This is a genomic window from Streptomyces sp. SAI-135 (assembly GCF_029893805.1).
Taxonomy (GTDB): Bacteria; Actinomycetota; Actinomycetes; order Streptomycetales; family Streptomycetaceae; genus Streptomyces.
Genome location: NZ_JARXYP010000002.1, coordinates 103,765 through 121,697, shown reverse-complemented (window position 1 = coordinate 121,697; position 17,933 = coordinate 103,765). Strand labels below are relative to the sequence as shown.

Genomic DNA, 17,933 nt, shown 5'->3' with positions numbered 1-17,933 from the left:
GGCCGGGCACGCCACTTCCTGGCACGGCGCGGCCGGCCCGTCCACGGAAAGCAGGAAGTACCGATGACAAGAGCCGCAGCCCCCTCCAGTGCAGAAGATCTTCACTCCGTGCGGTTCCGCCGAAGGGCCTGAAGCCCCGCTCCTGACAGCTCCAGCACGAGCACCTGACCCCATGGTCCGACCTTCCCAGGTCGAAAGTCTTCGCCGCCGTCGGGTGGCGAAGGGCCGTCCGGACGACGGCGGCCCCACCTCTGGCCGAACCCACCAGCCCGGCGACGCGAGCACTCGCGCACCCGCGGACCGCGATCGCGCGGAACCGCCAGGCCTCGGCCCAACCGTGAGCAGGATGAGAATGCACATGAGAAGCAGACTGAGAGAGCTCGGCGTGGCGATGGCCGCCGTCTGTGCCGTCATCGTGTCGCTCGTGGCGGCGCCGCCCGCCGGCGCGTACTCGCCCACCCCCGGGACCATCTATCAGCTCCCCTCGAACCAGGCGTGCCTGAAGGGCCGGGGAAACTGTGCCATCTACCCGAAGGCCGCGCAGCTGAGGAACGGACAGCTGGTCGCCTCGTTCGAGCAGGCGACGGTCCCCTCGTCCGGTTCAGCGGTCGGTGAGACGCTGCCGGTGTACCGCAGCAGCGACGACGGCACGAGCTGGCAGCTGGTCTCGCAGGTCCGGGCTCCGGCCTACCTGTCGAGCGACCCGCAGTACGCCAGGTACACCAGCGCCTGGACGAACCCCTACCTGTACGTCCTGCCCCAGAACGTCGGCTCGCTGCCCGCGGGCACACTCGTCATGGCCGCCGTGGTGTCCGGCGACGACTACTACTACCTGGAGCACAAGGCGGCCGACCCCACCTGGACGCCCAGCGGTGACGGCGACCGCAGGGACCTGGCGATCGCGCTGTACTCCAGCACCGACCAGGGCACCACGTGGAGCTTCCTCAACATCATCACCGGGGGCGGCTGGCAGGGAGGCAGCGCGGGCAATGTGGGTTCCAACGTCTCGAACGCCAACACCAACCACCAGGTGGACCCGGTCTGGGAGCCGTACCTGATGGTCTACAACGGCCAGTTGGTGGCGTACTACTCCGACGAGAACGACTACACGGGCTACGACAGCAGCACCGGTGCGCTGACCATGGACCCCGCCAACGACACGGCCACGGACTCGCTCGGCCAGATCCTCGCCCACCGGACCTGGAACGGCTCGTCGAGCTCGGGCTGGAGCAGCGCGGTGGTGGACGTGACCGGGACGACCGTCACCATGGGAGGCACCAAGACGGAGATCGGCGGCGGCCGCCCGGGCATGACCAACGTCGTCCCCACCTCCGACGGCAAGTGGATGCTCACGTACGAGTACTGGGGCGGCGGCGACAATGTCCGCTACAAGGTGGCCAACGACCCGCTGCACTTCTTCTCCGTGGGCGGCACCAGCGGCACCGGTATCTCCACCCTCCCCGTCTCCAGCGGCTCCGGCGCCGTACCGCAGGGCGGCAGCCCCGTGGTCATCCGCCTGCCCGACGGCCGACTGCTCTACAACGCCGCCGGAAGCGGCAGCGTCTGGATGAACGCGACCGGCTCCAGCACCGGAACCTGGACCCAGTACCAGACCACCGTCCCCGGCGCCTACAGCCGCAACCTCACCTACGACGCCAACACCGGCCGTGTGGTGATCCTCGCGAACCAAGGCACGTCCACGATCATCAACGCCGACATCGACTTCGGCCTTTCGCAGGGCACCCTCTACCAGATCGTCAACCGGCTGACCGGCCAGGTCATCGGCACCCGCAACAACACGACCGACGCAAACATCGGCAACGGCAACACCCCCGACGTCCGCCTGGAGAACGCCGGTTCGGCGTCCAACGCCGAGACCCAGTACTGGCACATCACCACCAAGCCGAGCGGCATGACCCTGCTCAACGCCTCCGGCGGCCGGGCCGCGGCCATCTGGGGCAACAACGCGGTCGCTGGCGCGCAGATCGGCCAGTGGGTCGACAACACCACCACGGGCTTGTGGAACATGGTCCAACTGTCGAACGGCAACTACCAGTTCCAGTCCAGAGGCAACACGAGCCTCTACCTCACCGGCGCCTCGACGGGCGCGAACCTGACCTTGCAGACCGCGACGAGCAACGGCTCCCAGGAGTGGCAGCTCGTGCCGGTCAACGGCGGCGCCATCGCCGGCCGCACCCTGACCAACGTCAACACCAATACCTGCCTGGACGACTACCAGGGGAACACGGCCAACGGCGCGAGAGTGGACCTGTGGTCGTGCACCGGCAGCACGCTCCAGCAGTTCAACGTCACTAGCGTCGGCAACGGCCAGTACACCCTCAGGAACGTCAACTCGGCCACCTGCCTGGACAACTACCAGTTCGGCACCGCCAACGGAACGGCGGCCGACCTGTGGGCCTGCACCGGCGGCGCCAACCAGAACTGGTCCTTCATCCCGGTCAACGGAGGCAACTACCTGATCGTCAACCAGGCATCGGGGCTGTGCCTCGACGACCCCACCTTCACCAAGACCAACGGCGTCCTCGTCGACCTGTGGACCTGCAACGGCGGCACCAACCAACAGTGGCACTTCTAGCCTGATCCCGTGACGTGCTGCCCGGCTCTGCCGAGCCGGGCGGCACCCTCCCGCTACTACTCCAGCAGGATTTCGCTGTCTGACCTGGTCTTTCGCCGGGTGGCGGGGGTGTAGCGGGACTTCGAAGGTACCCTGCTCGCCACCGGATTCGGCCCGGAGCCAGTGCAGGCTCTGCAGTCGGCTGCACTTCACGCACTGGAGACTAGCAGCCAAGCGGTATCCCGCCACCGAACCCTGAGCAGACAGCTCGCCCCAGAACCGCAACGCTGCTTCGCCCGGCCGTGACACGACTACTGACCGAGCAACACCACTTCACACCGACGATGGCACAGCCATCGTCCAGACGGCCACGCTGCACAACCCCACCGTGATCCACTGGGTCTGTAAAACGAGCGGTGTAACCATGACTGTTGGGGTTACTGACCAGGGCGCCCGCATCGTGCAGCCTTCGGGTGCTGAGTGGCGCCTCTAGACGGTCATGGCGTCGCGGACGAGGGTGGTGTCGACGAACTGTTCGAAGCGGACGATGAGTCCGCCCCGTACGACGAAGTGGTGCGCGACCCGTACGTCGATCGCCTTGCCGGTGGCCTTGTGGGTGGCGGTGTAGCGGGCCAGGACGACGACGTTCTCGCCGTCGACGACGTAGGTGTCGTCGTGCGCGGTCCAGTCATCCCAGTCCTTGCCGAGCTTCTCCATGACGTTCGAGGTCACGCCGTCTGGAGTGCGGTAGGTCCCGGCGAGTGGGAAGCCGGCCGTCTCCGTCCACTCCCCGTCGGGGGCGAGGGTCGCGCGCAGCGCGGCCAGGTCACCGGCGGCCGAGGCCAGGTACTGCCGGCGTACGACGTCGCAGGGAGCCGTCGAGGTGGTGAACCCGGTGGACTCGGCCATGGTCAACCCCACTTCCGTGTGCTCCATGCCGATACTGAACTTGGTAAGACTTTGGCGTACGGCGGCCCGATGGGGTCGTCTGCCTTGTAGAGGAGGGCCGCGCCCTGCTCGGTGACTGCCGCGTGGATCGCGCGCGTGTCCCTGGGGCAGGCCGACCGGAGTATCCGTCCATGGATTTCCTGACGGGTAACGGCCCGGGTCACCCGGCTTCTCGAGAAACCGAATGCGGTGGCCGCCTCGTCATGTGAAGGAATTGGCGAGGAGAGCGGTGGAGAAGTGAAAGGACCGCGTATTCCTCCCAGGTGATTCCGAACTCCCGCTGGAGGGCGCGGTTCACCGAGGTCTCGAGCAGACGGGCGAAGAGTGCGAGGGCTTCGTACGCACGGACGTCCGTCCCCGTGGGGGCTTCCGGCATCGGGCTCACTGGGCCAGTGGATCGGGAACGGCCCGCCACGGGTGGCACAGCGCGAGGAAGCAGCCCGCCGAGGCGACGGCAAGTCCCAGCACCGACAGTGCCATGGGGAGAGCGGTCGACTGTCGTCCGAGCCCGGCGAGGGCCGGGGCGAGGGCTCCCATGAGGAACTGGGTGGTGCCCAGCAGCGCGGAGGCGCTGCCCGCCGCGAGCGGGGCGCGTTGGAGGGACAGGGCCGTGGTGGTAGGCAGGATCATGCCGACCGGGCAGGCGGTGAGGAAGAGGGCCGCCGCGATCCAGGGCAGGCCCGCGTGGGTGGCGGTGACCAGGAGCACCAGGGCGGCACCCGCGGCCCCGAGCACGGTCAGGCCGGTGGCCAGCACTCGGTGGGAGGGGTAACGGCCGAGCAGGAACTTGCCGTTGAGCTGTCCCGTGGCGACCATGCCGAGCGAGTTGAGGCCGAAGAGCAGGCTGTATGTCTGCGGGGAGGCGCCGTAGACCTCCTGGAGGGTGAAGGAGGATCCGGCGATGTAGGCGAACAGCGCGGCGAAGCCGAGGCTGCCGGTGAGCAGGTAGCCGGTGAAGGGGCGGTCGCGCACGAGATCGCGCATGGTGCGCAGGGTCGCCGGAAGTCCGCCGTGCCGCCGGTCCGGGCGCGGCAGGGTCTCGGTCAGCAGGGCCGCGGTGGCCGCCAGGATGACCAGGCCGAGGAGGGTGAGGGTGACGAACACGCCTCGCCAGGAGGTCAGTCGCAGCAGTTGGGCGCCGAGCACGGGCGCCAGGATGGGCGCGGTGCCGGACACCAGCATCAGCGAGGACAGCAGACGGGCGGCCCCGAGTCCGTCGTACAGGTCGCGGACGACGGCCCGCGCGATGACGATGCCCGCCGCCCCCGCCAGCCCTTGGACCAGCCGCATGCCGATGAGCACTTCCGGGTTCGGGGCGAGCGCGCACAGGGCGCCGACCGCCACGTACACCGACAGGCCGGTCAGCAGCGGCCGGCGTCGCCCGAGGGTGTCGCTGAGCGGGCCGATGACCAGCTGGCCCAGGGCGATGCCGGCCATGAAGGCGGTGAGGGTGAGCTGGGTGACGGCCTGGGAGACGTGCAGGTCCGCGCTGACCCGGGGCAGCGCCGGAAGGTAGAGGTCGATGGTGAGCGGTCCGAGCGCGGTGAGGGAGCCCAGGACCAGGACGAGGGGCAGGCGGCGGGGGCGGCGGTCCTGCGCCTCGCCTCGCCGGGGATGGGGACTGGGGGTGCTGGTCTGAGGAGTCGCGGCCATATCTGTTCCTGGACTGCGAGGGTCGGCGGCGTGGGCGGCGGGGTTGTCCCGCCGCCCACGCCGCCGTCGGGTGGTGTACCGCTACGGCCGTGTCAGCGGTCGAGGTGGGCGACGAGGAGGTTGGGGTCCTCGTTGGTGAGGTAGGCGGCGCTGGGGACGTACACCTTGCCGCGGTGGACCGCGACGGAGGTCGGGGTCTGGAGGCCGTCGGCGGCCGTGAGTGCCGCGGTGTGGGTGCCGTCGGGGCGGACCAGGTCGACCTCGTTGTCGTCGCGGGCGGCGAGGAGGGTGTCGCCGTGCCCGGTGAAGGCGAAGTCGTCGATGGAGGGCATCCCGGTGGCGCGGACCTCGATGGTGCCCGCGGTGCCGCGCGGTGTGATGGGGATGCGCAGGACGGTGCCCTTGTCGAGGTTGGTGGCCCAGACGGCGCCGTTGTGCAGTTTCAGGCCGTTGGCGCCGGCGAAGGTGCTGGGTTCGAGGGCCTCACCGCGGGCCCAGACGGTCGCCTTGCCGCCGTGTGCGGGGAGGCGGTAGATGACGCCGTGGACGGAGTCGGTGACATAAAGCCGCTGCCTGTGTCCGTCGAGGGCGAGGCCGTTGGGCAGTCCGTCGGCGGGCAGGGCGGCGATGCGGTGCGGGCGGCCACCGGGGCGCACCGCCCAGATTCCGGTGAGGTCGGCGGTGCCGGTGGCGTAGGTGACGTAGAGGGTGCCGTCGTCGGCGCGGGCGATGCCGCCGACGAACGCCTTGCCCAGGTTGGGGGTGTTCGCCTTGGCGGGTGCGGGAAGCGTGGCCAGCACGTGCTGGTGTCCGTCGGGGGAGACGCGGACGATCTGCCGGGCGAAGGAGAAGGTCAGGTACGCCGACCCGGTGCGGTCGACGGTGATGTTCTCTGGCTGCTGCTCGGCTGCCAGGCTGAAGTGGGCCGCGATGCGGGGATGGGAGAGCGGCTCGGTGGCGGCCGTGGCAGTCGCCGCGGAGGTCAGCAGGGCCGCGGCCGCTGCGAGCGTGGTGACGGTGGTGCGGGCGTGCATGGGGGCGGTTCTCCTGTGCTGAGGACGGGCCACTGCCGGCCCGTGGGGGAGTAGCGGGCCGGCAGTGGCGTTCGGGGGAGGGTGTCGTACCGGCTGGTGCCTCAGGGGGCGACGATCTTGATTGTGCTGGCCCAGCCGTGGCCGCCCTCGCGGATCTGTAGCGCCATGTGGAGGAGCTGGAAGCCCTCCAGTTCGCGTGCGTGCTTGAGTGCGCCGACGTCGACCGGGTTGAGTCCGCCGGAGGCGACGAGGGCGGCGACTTCTTTGCGGGCGGCTTCGTCGTCGGAGGCGATGAACACGTCGAGCGGGGTTCCGTCCACCTGGCCGGAGACCAGGGTGGTGGCGAAGGTCGTGTTGAACGCCTTGACCACCCGCACCTGTTCTCCGGCGGCTGCGGCGATGCGTTCGGCGGCGGAGGTGCCGGGGGTGACGACGAGTGCGTCGAGGGTGGCGTCGACGGGGTTGCTGATGTCGATGAGCACCTTGCCGCCAAGTCGCGGGCCGTAGGTTGCGGCGAGCTGCTCGGCCGCGGTGAAGGGCACCGCGAGGACGACGATGTCGGCCCGCTCGACGGCCGATTCGTCGCCGGCTGCGACCTGCCCGCCGTCGTCCTGTTCGCTCAGTTCGTCGGCGAGTTGTACGGCCTTGTCGGGGTCCTTGGCCGTGATGGTGACCTGGTGGCCGCCGGCCAGGGCGCGGGTGGCGATGCCTCGGGCCATGTTCCCGGCCCCGACGATGGTGATGTTCATGATGGTCGTCTCTCGTGTCTCTGACGTCTTATGGGTTCCGACGGTTACCGGGTGTGGACCCGGACCACGTCGAACGGCAGCTTCGGGTCGGCGATCTGGAACTGGAAGTTGACGATCAGCAGGTCGTGGCCGTCGAAGGCGGCCGTGGACGGGCTGTGCATGCCGTGCCCGTGCTCCACGCTCACGACGTGGGCCTTGGTGTAGTCGCCGTTCAGTTTCAGCACGGCGATCTGGCCGTCGGGGTTGTCCAGTTCGGTGACCGCGGTCAGGGTGTGCCCCCTGAGCAGCAGACCGTCGCCGGAGATGCCCTTGGCGCCGCCGAGGTCGATCGGGACGACCTGGTGGGTGCGCAGGTCGACGCGGTAGAAGGCGTAGTCGTTGTAGTCGGCGAGCAGGACGTACCGTCCGTCGCCGGTGACGACCAGGCCGTTGCCGTTGAAGCCGGCGTCGTAGACCATCGGCGAGTTCGTCAGGTCGACGCCCACCCGCAGCGGCTGATCGACCCGCTTGCTCTTCAACTCGGCCGCGGTGATGTGCCACAGCGCCGGGTGGATGGAGTCCGAGATGTAGGCGTCGCCGTTCGGCGCGAGGGCCACGTCGTTGAGGAACACGTCGGAGTGGCCGGTGTCGAAGACGTGCAGCAGGGCCCGGGTGCGGGTGTCGTAGACGAAGACCTTGCCGGTGGCGCCGCCGGCGACGACGAGCCGGCCGGCGCGGTCGGTCTTCATACCGGCGACCGACACGCGCCCGTCCTCGCCGCCGGGCAGGAACACCTTGGTCGCGCCCTGGTGGATGTCGCCCCGGTAGATCGTGCCGTCACTGGTGCTGCCGACGTAGAAGTACGGCGTGCCCTGCTGGCGGGCGATGCCCTCGGGGTAGGTCTTGTCGCCCGGGATCGTGTAACTGGCCGGCAGCGCAGGCTTGTTGGTGAGAACTGGGTGATGGGGAAGATCGCCGCCGGAGGTGGCGAGGGCGGGGGCGGCGCTGCCCAGGACGAGGAGGGCGGCCGTGGCGACGGCCGCGGCACGGGGGCCGCGAAGACGTGCTGAGGACATGACGGATCTCTCTTGATGAGCGCGTGTCGATAAGAGGGGGAAGGGGAGTCAGCCGGCGGCCGGGAAGAGGGACCGGTTGGCGATGTCGATGATGAACGGGCCCACGTGGGAGGGGTACTTGTCGACGATCGCCTTCTTGTACGCGTCGCCGTCGTCGCCGAGCAGTTCGCGGGCGTCGTCGAGGTAGCGGCGGATGTCCCCGTAGACCTCCGGCCCGGTGGGGGCGCCGTGGCCGGCCAGGATCGTGTCGTAGCCGGACTCCGAGGCCAGTCCGTCGACGAGCTGCTGCCAGCCGGTGATGTCGTTGTTGCCCAGGTAGAGGTGGACGTCGTTGTAGACGAGGTCCTGGGCGATCAGCACACCCTGCTCGGGCAGCTTGATGAGGAGCTCGTCCGCGGCCTCGCCGCCGGAGACAGCCTCGAACACGAAGGGCACTCCGTCGATGACCTCGGTTCCCGGGACGATGTTCACGTCGGGGGTGAACTCGGTGAGGGTGATGACCTGGCCGGTCGGCAGGTGGCTGTCGCCGCGGGCGATGATCTGCTCGGTCACCTGGGGCAGGGCGTGCACGGGGACGCCGAAGCGGGCGGCGCCGTTGTAGTGGTCCGGGTGGGCATGGGTGACGATCAGCCGATCGATCGGCTTGCCGAGGCCCTTGGCGTACGCGACGGCCTCCTCGGCGTAGGCGGGCAGCAGCTGGGCGTCGATCGCGATGATCCGTGCGGGGGTCTCGATCAACTGGGTGGTGGTGTGGAAGGTGTCGGCCGGCGACATGTAGCTGTGGATGCGGACCGAGCCCCTGTCGAGAACCGTGACCGTGCCGTTCATGAAGATGCTCCTTGCGGTTAAGGCGGCCCGTTGCCGTCTTGACGTCCTCCACTCTTGTCGCAAACGCCGCAGGTAATCGAGATACGCTGAAGACGCGGCATGGTAATTCGAGGACATGTGGAGAGTTCGATGCGTACGGCGGAATCCGGGGACCCTTCGCAGGTCGGCGCCATCCCCCGGCTCGACTTCAATCCGCCGCACGAACGCGTCCGAGGGCTGGAGATCGTCGAGCTGGCAGCCCTGCACGAGCGGCGCCGACGCCGGGGCAGCCGGGCCGACCTGGTGCACCGGGTCGACTTCCACACCCTCACGCTGATCACCGAGGGCAGCGCCGAGCACGCGGTCGACTTCGTGACCCACCCCTGCCGCCCCGGCACCTTGCTGTGGATCCGCCCGGGACAGGTGCAGCGCTTCGTCCGGCCGGGCACCGCCAACGGCACCCAGCTCCTGTTCACACCGGCCTTCCCGCCGCACACCAGCAGCACCGACCGCCTGGTGAAGGAGTGGTACGGCCCCGCCTGCTGGCAGCTGGGTGCACGTCCCGAGTACGCCGTGCTGTCGACCCTGCTCGGTCAGATGCGGACCGAGTACGGCCGTCCCGTGGAGAGCGTGTCAGCGGAGATCCTTCAACTCCTACTGGCCACGGTCCTGTTGCAGATCGACCGGCTGCCGCACCCCGACAACGAGGGAGACCCGCACGCCGGCGGGGAGGTGTACGCCCGGTTCCGTGCCGAGCTGGAGCGCTCGTACGCCACCACCCGCCGTGCCGCCGACTACGCGCACCGGCTCGGGTACACCGTCAAGACCCTCACGCGTGCCTGCGTCGCCGCGACAGGCCAGCCGGTGAAGCAGGTCATCGACGCCCGGGTGGCCCTGGAGGCGCAGCGGCTGCTCGCCCACACCGACGAACCCGTGGCGACCATCGCCCGGCGTCTGGGGTTCGTCGAAGCGACGAACTTCGGTAAGTTCTTCACCCGCCACCTGGCTGTGACCCCGGGTGCTTTCCGGCAGACCCATCAGGGCGGATAGCCGGCCGACGGCTCACGAGAACACCACACGAGGGTCATGCGGAGTTCTGTCTTCTGTCAGATTTCGGTCTTGCCGCATCGCTCGCATTCCATAGCGGTGTATCGCCCGGATGCGACCGGGATACGCTGCGGACCAGCCACGGTGGAACGAGATCGCGTGGAGAGCAAGATGCGGGTCGAAGAGGCGTTCGCCGCTGAATTCGGGCAGCCGGGACCGATCCCCCGGCTCGGTTTCCGTCCGCCTCGGGAGAGCGTGCCAGGTTTCGAGATCGTCGAACTCGCCACGCTCCACCGGCGCCGGGCCCGTCGGGACCCCGACGGGGTGCACCGCATCGATTTCCACACCCTCACGCTGATCACAGAGGGCAGCGGAGAGCACGCGGTCGACTTCGTGACCTACCCCTGCCGCCCCGGCACCCTGCTGTGGGTAAGACCAGGCCAGGTGCAGCGCTACGTCCGCCCAGGCACAGCGCACGGTCTGCACCTGCTGTTCACCCCCTCCTTCCTGCCGCTCTGCACCAGCACGGACCGTCTGCTCAACGACTGGCGGGGCCCGGTGTGCCGGCAACTCGGCACCAGCTCCGAGTACGCGGTGCTGGCGACCCTGGTCAGCCAGATCCGCAGGGAGTACGAGCGCGCCGACCAGACGGCCTCACCCGAGATGCTCCGGCATCTGCTGGTCGCCGTACTGCTGCACATCGACCGGCTGTCATGCACCGACGAGGGTGGCGAGGCGCAGGTCGGCGGGGAGGTGTACGCCCGGTTCCGTGCCGAGCTGGAGCGCTCGTACGCCACCACCCGCCGTGCCGCCGACTACGCGCACCGGCTCGGGTACACCGTGCGGACGCTCAGCCGTGCCTGCATGGCCGCTACCGGGCAGCCCGTCAAGCGGGTCATCGACGAGCGCGTCGCCCTGGAGGCGCAGCGGCTGCTCGCCCACACGGACGAGCCGGTGTCGACGATCGCCCGGCACCTCGGATTCGTGGAATCCACCAATTTCGGCAAGTTCTTCATCCGGCACACCGGTACGACACCCAGTGCCTTCCGCGAGCCCTTCCAGCCCGACAGTGCGCCCTCTACGGCGGCCCGCTGACCAGGGCTGTCGTCGTTTGACCATGGCGCGTCTCCCTTCTACCTTGCCGACACGTTCCAGCGGGGAAAGGGTTGAACGCGGTCAAGACAATTACCCGGGGTCACGGTCCCGGATGAAGAATTCGTGATGTCCGTGAACCATGGCGTGGAGAAGCGCCCGGCGATTCGCCCGGCGCGAACCCGTTAATCGGCCATCTGAGCGGCATCGAATTCGGCACGGCCTGTCCACCCCCCTTGCAAGGAGCCAAAGTTGAGCACGCTGTCCTTCACAATCCTGGATCTGGATTTCCCGGCCGGCAGCAAGAACAAGACCGCGACGCTGGTCACGGGTGAGCGGGAGGCGCTGCTGGTGGACGCCGGGTTCACGCGGGCCGACGGTCACCGTCTGGCCGCGGAGATCCTGGACTCGGGCAAGAGCCTGACGACCGTGTTCGTCTCTCATGCGGACCCGGACTTCTACTTCGGTGCCGAGGTCATCGCCGACACCTTCCCCGAGGCGGTGTTCGTGGCCACTCCGCTGGTGATCGAGCACATCCAGCACTCCTACCAGGGCAAGCTCAAGGCGTGGGAGGCGCTGGGCCCGAACCTGCCCACCCGTCTGGTCGACCTCACCGAGTTGACCGGGGACCTCACCCTGGAAGGCCACCGCTTCGAGCTGAAGGGCGGCCCGGCGGGGCTGCCGGACCGGCACTACCTGTGGCAGGCCGAGCACCGGGCCCTGCTCGGTGGTGTCCTGCTGTTCCAGCAGGAGCATGTGTGGGTGGCCGACACACCCACCCTCGCCGACCGTGCCGCCTGGATCGGTGTGCTGGACGAGATGGACGCGTTGGAGCCGGAGCTGGTGGTGCCCGGTCACCGTCTGCCGGGCACGGTCGCGGACGCTTCGGCGATCACCGCCACCCGCGACTACCTGGTGGCGTTCGAGGAAGAACTGGGCAAGGCGCCGGACGGTGCGGCGCTGACCGAGGCGCTGGTCAAGCGCTACCCGGACAACGGGATGCTGATCGCCGCGCAGATCGGTGCGAAGGTCGCCAAGGGCGAGATGAAGTGGGGCTGACGATGATTGAGTTCGCCCAGTCCGCGGCGCCGGCGGATGTCGTACGCCGCCAGTACCTGGCCTCCGCAGCCGGTGACCTGGAGGCCCTGCGCGCCACCCTGGCCCCGGATGTGGAGTGGACGGAGATGGCCGGCTTCCCGCTGGCCGGCACCTACCGCACCCCCGACGGGGTCACGTCGAGCGTGATGGAACAGCTCGGCAAGGACTGGGACGGCTGGACCGCCCACGACGACACCTATGTCGTCGATGGTGAGAACGTCGTCGTCCTGGCCCGCTACTCCGCCGTCAACAAGGCCACCGGCAAGCCGATCGACGTCCGCGTGGCCCACCACTTCGTCGTCCGCGGCGGACTCATCGTCCGCTTCGAACAGTTCGTGGACACGGCCCTCGTCCGCGACGCCATGACCCCGTGAGGTGGAACCACTGATGAATCCCACCGTCGTACTCGTCCACGGAGCCATGCACACCCCGTGGATCTTCGGCCCGCTGCGCGAGCGGCTGGCCGCCCGCGGGGTCGACTCCGTCGCCGTGCAGCTGCCCAGCAGCAACCCGGACAGCACTGCCGCCCAAGGGCTCAGCGACGACGTCGCGGTCCTGCGTGCCGCCGTCGAGGCGGTCGAGGGGCCCGTCGTGCTCGCCGCCCACTCCTACGGCGGTGTCCCCGCGACCTGGGTCGCCGCCGAGGCCGACCGGGTCGTGGAACTGGTCTACATCGCCGCGTTCGCCCTGGAGCCGGGCACCTCGATGCTGGAGTGGATGGGCGGCGACTTCCCGCCCACCTGGATCCACTCGCCCGACCGGCTCGCCGTCAAGGCCGGGGACCCCGAGGAGTCCATCTTCAGCGGCGTCGCACCGGACGTCATCGCCGAGGCCGTCAAGCGCCTCAACTGGCAAGGGCTGCGAGCCTTCACCGAGGAACTGGGCGCCGCGCCCGACGGGCTGCCCAGGACGTACATCGTGGCCACCCAGGATCCCGCGCTGCCGCCCGGGGTGCAGGAACAGTGGGCCGCACGCGGTACGCACACGGTCCGGGTCGACTCCGGGCACTCGCCGCACCTGTCGCACCCCGACGAAGTCGCCGCCGCCCTCGCTGACGCCGCCGCCCGCGCCGACCACGACACCTGAGCCCGGCGGGCACATGAACGGTCGGCTCCGGGTGCCCTGACTCCCCGGAGCCGGCCCCGGCCTCGACGCGCAGATCTCCGTTCGCCCCTGCTCACCAAGGAGAGATTCACATGACCGCGACAGACAACAAGGCACTCGTGATCGCGTTCTACGAGCAGGCCTTCAACGACTACGGGCCCGATCAGGCCGCGGCCGCGCACCTGGGGGAGTCGTACACGCAGCACAATCCCGGAGCCGGCGACGGTCCGCAGGCGTTCGTGGGCTACGTCCACTGGCTGCACGGACAGTTCCCGGAACTGCACCTGGACATCAAGCGCACGATCGCCGAAGGGGACCTGGTCGTCACGCACAGCAACCTGCACCTCAAGCCCGGCGACCGGGGCATGGCCGTCGCCGACTTCTGGCGGATCGCCGACGGCAGGATCGTCGAGCACTGGGACGTGGTCCAAGAGGTTCCCGAGGACAGCGCCAACGACAACACCATGTTCTGACCTCGCTGACGGCTGCTCCTCGGCGCCCCCAGTCGTCGGTCGGGCATCTCGGTGAAAGGCGCGTCAGGCGAGTTCGTCCGGCCCGAGGATCGCGTTGCCGGGCAGGTCGTGGCGGACCAGGATCTTGACGTGCTCGATGGCCTCCGGGCTGCCGGGCCGCAGGGCGTTGAACACCTCGGCGGCTCCCTCCAGTCCGGTGTAGCCGGTGACCATGAGCGCGGGGTCGAACCTGCCCTCGCGCAGGTGCTCGAAGGCGCGGCCGAAAGCCCGGTACCCCGACTCGCCGATGCCGGGGCCGCCGACGAACTCGATGGCGGTGTTCTTCAGGACGCCGACCACCGGGCGGATCTCCTCCGGGCGCATCCCGGCGCCGATCACCGAGATCCGGCTGTGCGCGGGGGCGCTCGCCATCAGTGAGGCGAGCAGTCCGCGCGCCCCCGACGCCTCGATGACATGGAGGCGTCGCGCTCCCTGTGCGGCTGCGCGCCACGCTTCGACGGGGTCGTCCCGCAGCGGGTCCACGGCGAGGTGCGCGCCGTAGGCCAGGGCGATCCTGCGGCGTGCGGCGGAGGGGTCCGACACCACGATGGGTGCCACTCCCCGGGCTGCCAGCTCGATGACGGTCCCCAGGCCGACCGGGCCGACCCCGGTCACCAGGGCTCCGTCGGCAGGGTGGACGCCGGCACGCAGGACGCCGTTCACGCCGGTGGCCAGCGGTTCGGTCACCGCCGCCAGCACCGGGTCGACCCCGGCGGGGATACGGAGATGGCCGTACGCCCAGACCACCGAGCGCTCGGCGAGTCCGCCCGGGTAGTCGTTGGCGTACCCCACGGTGTGGACCCGGCCGTCGGGTGCCGTCACGCCGGGGAGGACGACCAGCTCGTCCCCGACCGCGTACCCCTCGGCGCCCTCGCCCACCTCCACGACCCGTGCGGTGAACTCGTGCCCCAGGACCAGGGGCCGGTCGGGGTCGAAGACCTCGCCCAGCGCGCCCGTCTCCTGGTGGGCGGCGAGGAAGTCGTCGGTGTGCTGCCAGGCCGAGAGGTCGCTGCCGCAGACACCCACCGCGATGGGCGCCACCAGAAGCTGGCCCGGGCCGGGTACGGGGTCCGGGAGATCCGTGGTGAAGATCTTTCCCGACTGCATGACGGCTGCGCGCATGGTGACCTCGCCTGGTTCCCGGTGCCGCTTCGTCACGGCACCCAGAGCTTTGCCGATCGACTGATCGGATCGCTTGCATGAAAGCAGGCATTCCGCCCGGGCGGAAGGGGTGGTCTCAGCTCTCCGACACAGTCGGCTGCGCGCTCGTGCCCGCTTCCGTGAGGGCGCTCGTCAGGCCGCCGACGGCGAAGGCCACCAGGGTGCGGCGGGTCGCCGCCGCCTCCTCGCCCTGCGCGAACCAGCTCTCCGGGCCGCGTGCCATCAGCAGGATCAGCGCTTCCACGGTCAGGCTCCACGCGGTTTCCAGGGCGTCCTCGGGGGTGTCGGGGAACGCCCGGTGGATCAGGGTCTGAAGACGCTCCGTGGCGGGCCTCGCGGACGGCGCCATTTGGTCGTTCCCGCTCAGCGTCAGCTGGCCCACGATGGACAGCCAGCGCCCGCCGCCTGCGCCGTCGCGCTCCAGCAGGGTCGCGTAGGGGGAGACCAGCGCGTCGACGATGTCGTGCGGGTCGGGGCGTTCCGGGCGCTCCAGGAGGTCGTCGCAGCGGGCGCAGATGTCGGCCACCACCGCGCGCCCCCGGCGCAGGAGCACCGCCTCCAGCAGGGCTTCCTTGGTTCCGAAGTGGTAGTGCACGGCGGCCGGTGCGAGGCCCGCCGCCGTGTTGACGGCACGGATGGACACGGCTTCGACGCCCTGTTCGGCGAAGAGCCGCTCCGCCGCGTCCATGAGGGCCTCCCGGGTCGCTTCCCCGTCCCGCGGGCCCTTGCGGCGCCCCTTCTGCTCAGCCACGCCACTGTCCTTCGCTCTCGGCCGCCATCGGCTCGACATCTCGGAATGCCGAGCCTAGCGGTGCGGGGGCCGGGTGCACCGAGGTTGGGCGGCAATTTGATTCAAACAATTGATTCGATCGAGTGATCGGCATACTGTCTGGTGGCATCGAGCGAGTGGAGCCGCCACTCGGACGCCCGTCCGCGCGAGTTCGCGGGATCCCCGGGCGCCTCGCTCTCGTCACCTCCGTTCCGGTGCGGCCGGGGCCCCTCACCGAGCCTCGAGAACCGCATCCCCATCCCGCAAGGAGGCGGTATGGCGCCCAGGAAACGACGACCCACCGGTGTTCCGGCCGACCCCGGACTGCTGCTGGGCCTCTTCACGACGGTGGCCCGGGCGCGCGCCCTGGAGGACGCGCTCGCCGTCCACATCCGCGACCACGGATTCGCCGGTTTCTGGCATCCGGGCAAGGGACAGGAGGGCGCCGTCGCCGGTGCCTGTGCGGCGCTGCGGACCGACGACTACCTCTTCTACCAGGGACGCGGCGCCACCTGGCCGCTCGCCAAGGGCATGGGACTCCAGCCGATCATCGGCGACCTCCTCGGCCGCGTCACCGGCTCGACCGGCGGCAAGGGCGCCGGCGTACCGCACTGGGCGGACCCCGCCCTCGGCATCATGGGGGAGGGCGCCACCCTGGGCAGCGTCTACCCGATCGCCGCCGGCGCCGCCCTCTCGGCGAAGATGCGCGGCACCGACCAGGTCGCCCTCGCCGACTTCGGGGACGGCACCTCGCACCGAGGGACCTTCCACGAGACGCTCATCCAGGCCGCCTCCTGGAAGCTGCCCCTCGTCTACTTCTGCGAGAACAACGGCCTCGCCGTCTCCACCCGCTTCGAGGACGTCAGCCCCACCCCGAACGTGGCCGACCGCGCCGGCGCCTACGGCATCCCCGGCGTCGTGGTCGACGGCCAGGACGCCGTCGAGGTGCACCGGGTCACCGCCGAAGCCGTCGAGCGGGCCCGCGCCGGAGAGGGGCCCACGCTCATCGAGGCCAAGGTCACCCGCGTCGGCGGGCACTGGGAGGGCGACGCCCAGCAGTACCGGCCCGACGACTTCCTCAAGGACTACCGGGACCCACTGGAGATCCTGAGGGCGTATCTGGGCGACGCCCATGCCGAGACCGCCGACAAGATCGTCGCCGACGCGGCGGCGGAAGTCGCCGAGGAACTGCTCCGGGCCGAGGCGGCGGACCTTCCCGACCCCGAGATCATCACCAAGGACGTGTTCGTATGACGACGGCGACCGACCCCCGCCCCGCGACCGGACCGGCGACCGACCCCCACCCCGCTACCGGACCGGTGGCCGACGAGACCCGGGTGACGACCTATCAGGCGGCCCAGGGCGAGGCCCTCGTCGAGGAGATGCGGCGCGACGCGAGCGTGTTCTGCATGGGACAGGACCTGCGCATGGGCGGCTTCTTCGGCGGCACCCGCGGCATGGTCGAGGAGTTCGGCCACGAACGCGTCCTGGACACCAGCATCACCGAGGCCTTCATGGTCGGCTGCGCGGCCGGAGCCGCGATGACCGGGATGCGGCCCGTCGTGCAGATGGGCTTCGCCGACTTCTCCCTGATCGCCGGGGACGAGATCTTCCAGAAGCTCGGCAAGTGGCGGCACATGCACGGCGGCCAGTTCGAACTGCCCGCGGTCATCGTCATGCCCATCGGCCCGAGCGGCGGCGCGGGACCCGAGCACTCCGGCTCTATGGAGATGCTCGGCATGCACTTCCCCGGCCTGAAAGTCGTCGTCCCCTCCGACCCCTGGGACGCCAAGGCCCTGCTCAAGGCCGCCGTACGGGACCCCAACCCGGTCCTGTACTACCCGAGCAAGCAGCTCGACTGGATCCGCGGGCCGGTCTCCACCGACCCGGACGAGATCATCCCCCTCGGCCAGGCAGCCGTACGGCGCCGCGGCACCACGGCGACCGTGATCACGTACGGCTGCATGACCCGGCGCGCTCTGGAGGCCGCCGAGGCGCTGGCCGGGGAGGGCGTCGACCTGGAGGTCGTCGACCTGCGCACCCTGGTCCCGCTCGACCTGGACACGGTCACCGCGTCGGTCCTGCGCACGCACCGCGCGCTCATCGTGCACGAGGCCCCCCGCACCGCCGGCCCCGGAGCCGAGATCGCCGCCGCTGTCCAGGAACGCTGCTTCTGGCACCTCGACGCCCCGATCATGCGGCTCGGCGCGGTGGACGCACCGGTCCCCGCCAGCCGTCACCTGGAACAGCACTGCTTCCCCAGCGTCGCCGACATCACCGAGGCGGCCCGTCGGCTCGCCCGCATCTGACCGCCCGCCGAGCAGCCGGA

General features: G+C 69.9%; 17 protein-coding genes. 9 read left to right on the top strand and 8 right to left on the bottom strand.

What is annotated here, in order from left to right; all coding sequences use genetic code 11:
• The first annotated feature begins 391 nt into the window (after positions 1-391).
• Complete coding sequence (locus M2163_RS05305; protein ID WP_280897208.1) at positions 392-2,596, top strand: RICIN domain-containing protein; 2,205 nt, start codon at positions 392-394, stop codon at positions 2,594-2,596.
• 468 nt (positions 2,597-3,064) lie between these two features.
• On the opposite strand, the gene M2163_RS05300 is transcribed toward M2163_RS05305, so the two are convergent.
• From M2163_RS05300 to M2163_RS05275, 6 genes are all read right to left on the bottom strand, one after another.
• The gene (locus M2163_RS05300) at positions 3,065-3,511 is read right to left on the bottom strand and encodes a nuclear transport factor 2 family protein (protein ID WP_280893244.1); all 447 of its coding nucleotides are present in this window, start codon (positions 3,509-3,511) and stop codon (positions 3,065-3,067) included.
• A gap of 393 nt (positions 3,512-3,904) precedes the next feature.
• Positions 3,905-5,176 (bottom strand): multidrug effflux MFS transporter, encoded by a 1,272-nt coding sequence (locus M2163_RS05295; RefSeq protein WP_280893243.1) that lies wholly within the window; start codon positions 5,174-5,176, stop codon positions 3,905-3,907.
• 92 nt (positions 5,177-5,268) lie between these two features.
• Complete coding sequence (locus M2163_RS05290; RefSeq protein ID WP_280893242.1) at positions 5,269-6,210, bottom strand: hypothetical protein; 942 nt, start codon at positions 6,208-6,210, stop codon at positions 5,269-5,271.
• A gap of 101 nt (positions 6,211-6,311) precedes the next feature.
• Positions 6,312-6,959 carry an NAD(P)-binding domain-containing protein gene (locus tag M2163_RS05285; RefSeq protein WP_280893241.1) on the bottom strand — a complete coding sequence of 216 codons (648 nt, stop codon included), beginning with the start codon at positions 6,957-6,959 and terminating at the stop codon, positions 6,312-6,314.
• Between the two features lie 44 nt (positions 6,960-7,003).
• The gene (locus tag M2163_RS05280; RefSeq protein ID WP_280893240.1) at positions 7,004-8,014 is read right to left on the bottom strand and encodes a superoxide dismutase; all 1,011 of its coding nucleotides are present in this window, start codon (positions 8,012-8,014) and stop codon (positions 7,004-7,006) included.
• A 48-nt stretch (positions 8,015-8,062) separates the two neighbouring features.
• Positions 8,063-8,842 carry an MBL fold metallo-hydrolase gene (locus tag M2163_RS05275; protein WP_062030839.1) on the bottom strand — a complete coding sequence of 260 codons (780 nt, stop codon included), beginning with the start codon at positions 8,840-8,842 and terminating at the stop codon, positions 8,063-8,065.
• A 129-nt stretch (positions 8,843-8,971) separates the two neighbouring features.
• On the opposite strand from M2163_RS05275, the gene M2163_RS05270 reads away from it, so the two are divergent.
• From M2163_RS05270 to M2163_RS05245, 6 genes are all read left to right on the top strand, one after another.
• Positions 8,972-9,871 carry a helix-turn-helix transcriptional regulator gene (locus M2163_RS05270; RefSeq protein WP_280893239.1) on the top strand — a complete coding sequence of 300 codons (900 nt, stop codon included), beginning with the start codon at positions 8,972-8,974 and terminating at the stop codon, positions 9,869-9,871.
• Positions 9,872-10,039: 168 nt separating this feature from the next.
• Positions 10,040-10,963, top strand: a complete 924-nt coding sequence (locus M2163_RS05265) for an AraC family transcriptional regulator (RefSeq protein ID WP_280897207.1) — start codon at positions 10,040-10,042, stop codon at positions 10,961-10,963.
• Positions 10,964-11,212: 249 nt separating this feature from the next.
• A complete protein-coding gene (locus M2163_RS05260) occupies positions 11,213-12,019 on the top strand; it encodes an MBL fold metallo-hydrolase (RefSeq protein WP_280893238.1) in 807 nt (268 codons plus the stop codon).
• Between the two features lie 2 nt (positions 12,020-12,021).
• Entirely contained in the window at positions 12,022-12,432 is a 411-nt protein-coding gene (locus M2163_RS05255) for a nuclear transport factor 2 family protein (protein WP_280893237.1), read from the top strand.
• A 13-nt stretch (positions 12,433-12,445) separates the two neighbouring features.
• Positions 12,446-13,144 carry an alpha/beta hydrolase gene (locus M2163_RS05250; protein ID WP_280893236.1) on the top strand — a complete coding sequence of 233 codons (699 nt, stop codon included), beginning with the start codon at positions 12,446-12,448 and terminating at the stop codon, positions 13,142-13,144.
• A gap of 110 nt (positions 13,145-13,254) precedes the next feature.
• Entirely contained in the window at positions 13,255-13,635 is a 381-nt protein-coding gene (locus M2163_RS05245; RefSeq protein ID WP_280893235.1) for a nuclear transport factor 2 family protein, read from the top strand.
• 63 nt (positions 13,636-13,698) lie between these two features.
• Here the strand turns inward: M2163_RS05245 and M2163_RS05240 are convergent, their stop codons facing one another.
• Both M2163_RS05240 and M2163_RS05235 read right to left on the bottom strand, forming a co-directional pair.
• Positions 13,699-14,796 carry a zinc-binding dehydrogenase gene (locus tag M2163_RS05240; protein ID WP_280893234.1) on the bottom strand — a complete coding sequence of 366 codons (1,098 nt, stop codon included), beginning with the start codon at positions 14,794-14,796 and terminating at the stop codon, positions 13,699-13,701.
• A gap of 115 nt (positions 14,797-14,911) precedes the next feature.
• Entirely contained in the window at positions 14,912-15,586 is a 675-nt protein-coding gene (locus M2163_RS05235; protein WP_280893233.1) for a TetR/AcrR family transcriptional regulator, read from the bottom strand.
• A 294-nt stretch (positions 15,587-15,880) separates the two neighbouring features.
• On the opposite strand from M2163_RS05235, the gene M2163_RS05230 reads away from it, so the two are divergent.
• Both M2163_RS05230 and M2163_RS05225 read left to right on the top strand, forming a co-directional pair.
• On the top strand, positions 15,881-16,858 hold the full coding sequence (locus tag M2163_RS05230; RefSeq protein WP_280893231.1) for a thiamine pyrophosphate-dependent dehydrogenase E1 component subunit alpha: 978 nt from the start codon (positions 15,881-15,883) through the stop codon (positions 16,856-16,858).
• Positions 16,855-17,913, top strand: a complete 1,059-nt coding sequence (locus tag M2163_RS05225) for a transketolase C-terminal domain-containing protein (protein WP_280893230.1) — start codon at positions 16,855-16,857, stop codon at positions 17,911-17,913. The genes M2163_RS05230 and M2163_RS05225 overlap by 4 nt, the downstream gene beginning before the upstream one ends.
• Positions 17,914-17,933 lie beyond the last annotated feature (20 nt).

Bases quoted from the DNA above. Each gene is read 5' to 3' on its own strand.
- M2163_RS05305 (WP_280897208.1), top strand. From the start codon at position 392: ATGGCCGCCGTCTGTGCCGTCATCGTGTCGCTCGTGGCGGCGCCGCCC.
- M2163_RS05300 (WP_280893244.1), bottom strand. From the start codon at position 3,511: ATGGAGCACACGGAAGTGGGGTTGACCATGGCCGAGTCCACCGGGTTC.
- M2163_RS05295 (WP_280893243.1), bottom strand. From the start codon at position 5,176: ATGGCCGCGACTCCTCAGACCAGCACCCCCAGTCCCCATCCCCGGCGA.
- M2163_RS05290 (WP_280893242.1), bottom strand. From the start codon at position 6,210: ATGCACGCCCGCACCACCGTCACCACGCTCGCAGCGGCCGCGGCCCTG.
- M2163_RS05285 (WP_280893241.1), bottom strand. From the start codon at position 6,959: ATGAACATCACCATCGTCGGGGCCGGGAACATGGCCCGAGGCATCGCC.
- M2163_RS05280 (WP_280893240.1), bottom strand. From the start codon at position 8,014: ATGTCCTCAGCACGTCTTCGCGGCCCCCGTGCCGCGGCCGTCGCCACG.
- M2163_RS05275 (WP_062030839.1), bottom strand. From the start codon at position 8,842: ATGAACGGCACGGTCACGGTTCTCGACAGGGGCTCGGTCCGCATCCAC.
- M2163_RS05270 (WP_280893239.1), top strand. From the start codon at position 8,972: ATGCGTACGGCGGAATCCGGGGACCCTTCGCAGGTCGGCGCCATCCCC.
- M2163_RS05265 (WP_280897207.1), top strand. From the start codon at position 10,040: ATGCGGGTCGAAGAGGCGTTCGCCGCTGAATTCGGGCAGCCGGGACCG.
- M2163_RS05255 (WP_280893237.1), top strand. From the start codon at position 12,022: ATGATTGAGTTCGCCCAGTCCGCGGCGCCGGCGGATGTCGTACGCCGC.
- M2163_RS05250 (WP_280893236.1), top strand. From the start codon at position 12,446: ATGAATCCCACCGTCGTACTCGTCCACGGAGCCATGCACACCCCGTGG.
- M2163_RS05245 (WP_280893235.1), top strand. From the start codon at position 13,255: ATGACCGCGACAGACAACAAGGCACTCGTGATCGCGTTCTACGAGCAG.
- M2163_RS05240 (WP_280893234.1), bottom strand. From the start codon at position 14,796: ATGCGCGCAGCCGTCATGCAGTCGGGAAAGATCTTCACCACGGATCTC.
- M2163_RS05230 (WP_280893231.1), top strand. From the start codon at position 15,881: ATGGCGCCCAGGAAACGACGACCCACCGGTGTTCCGGCCGACCCCGGA.
- M2163_RS05225 (WP_280893230.1), top strand. From the start codon at position 16,855: ATGACGACGGCGACCGACCCCCGCCCCGCGACCGGACCGGCGACCGAC.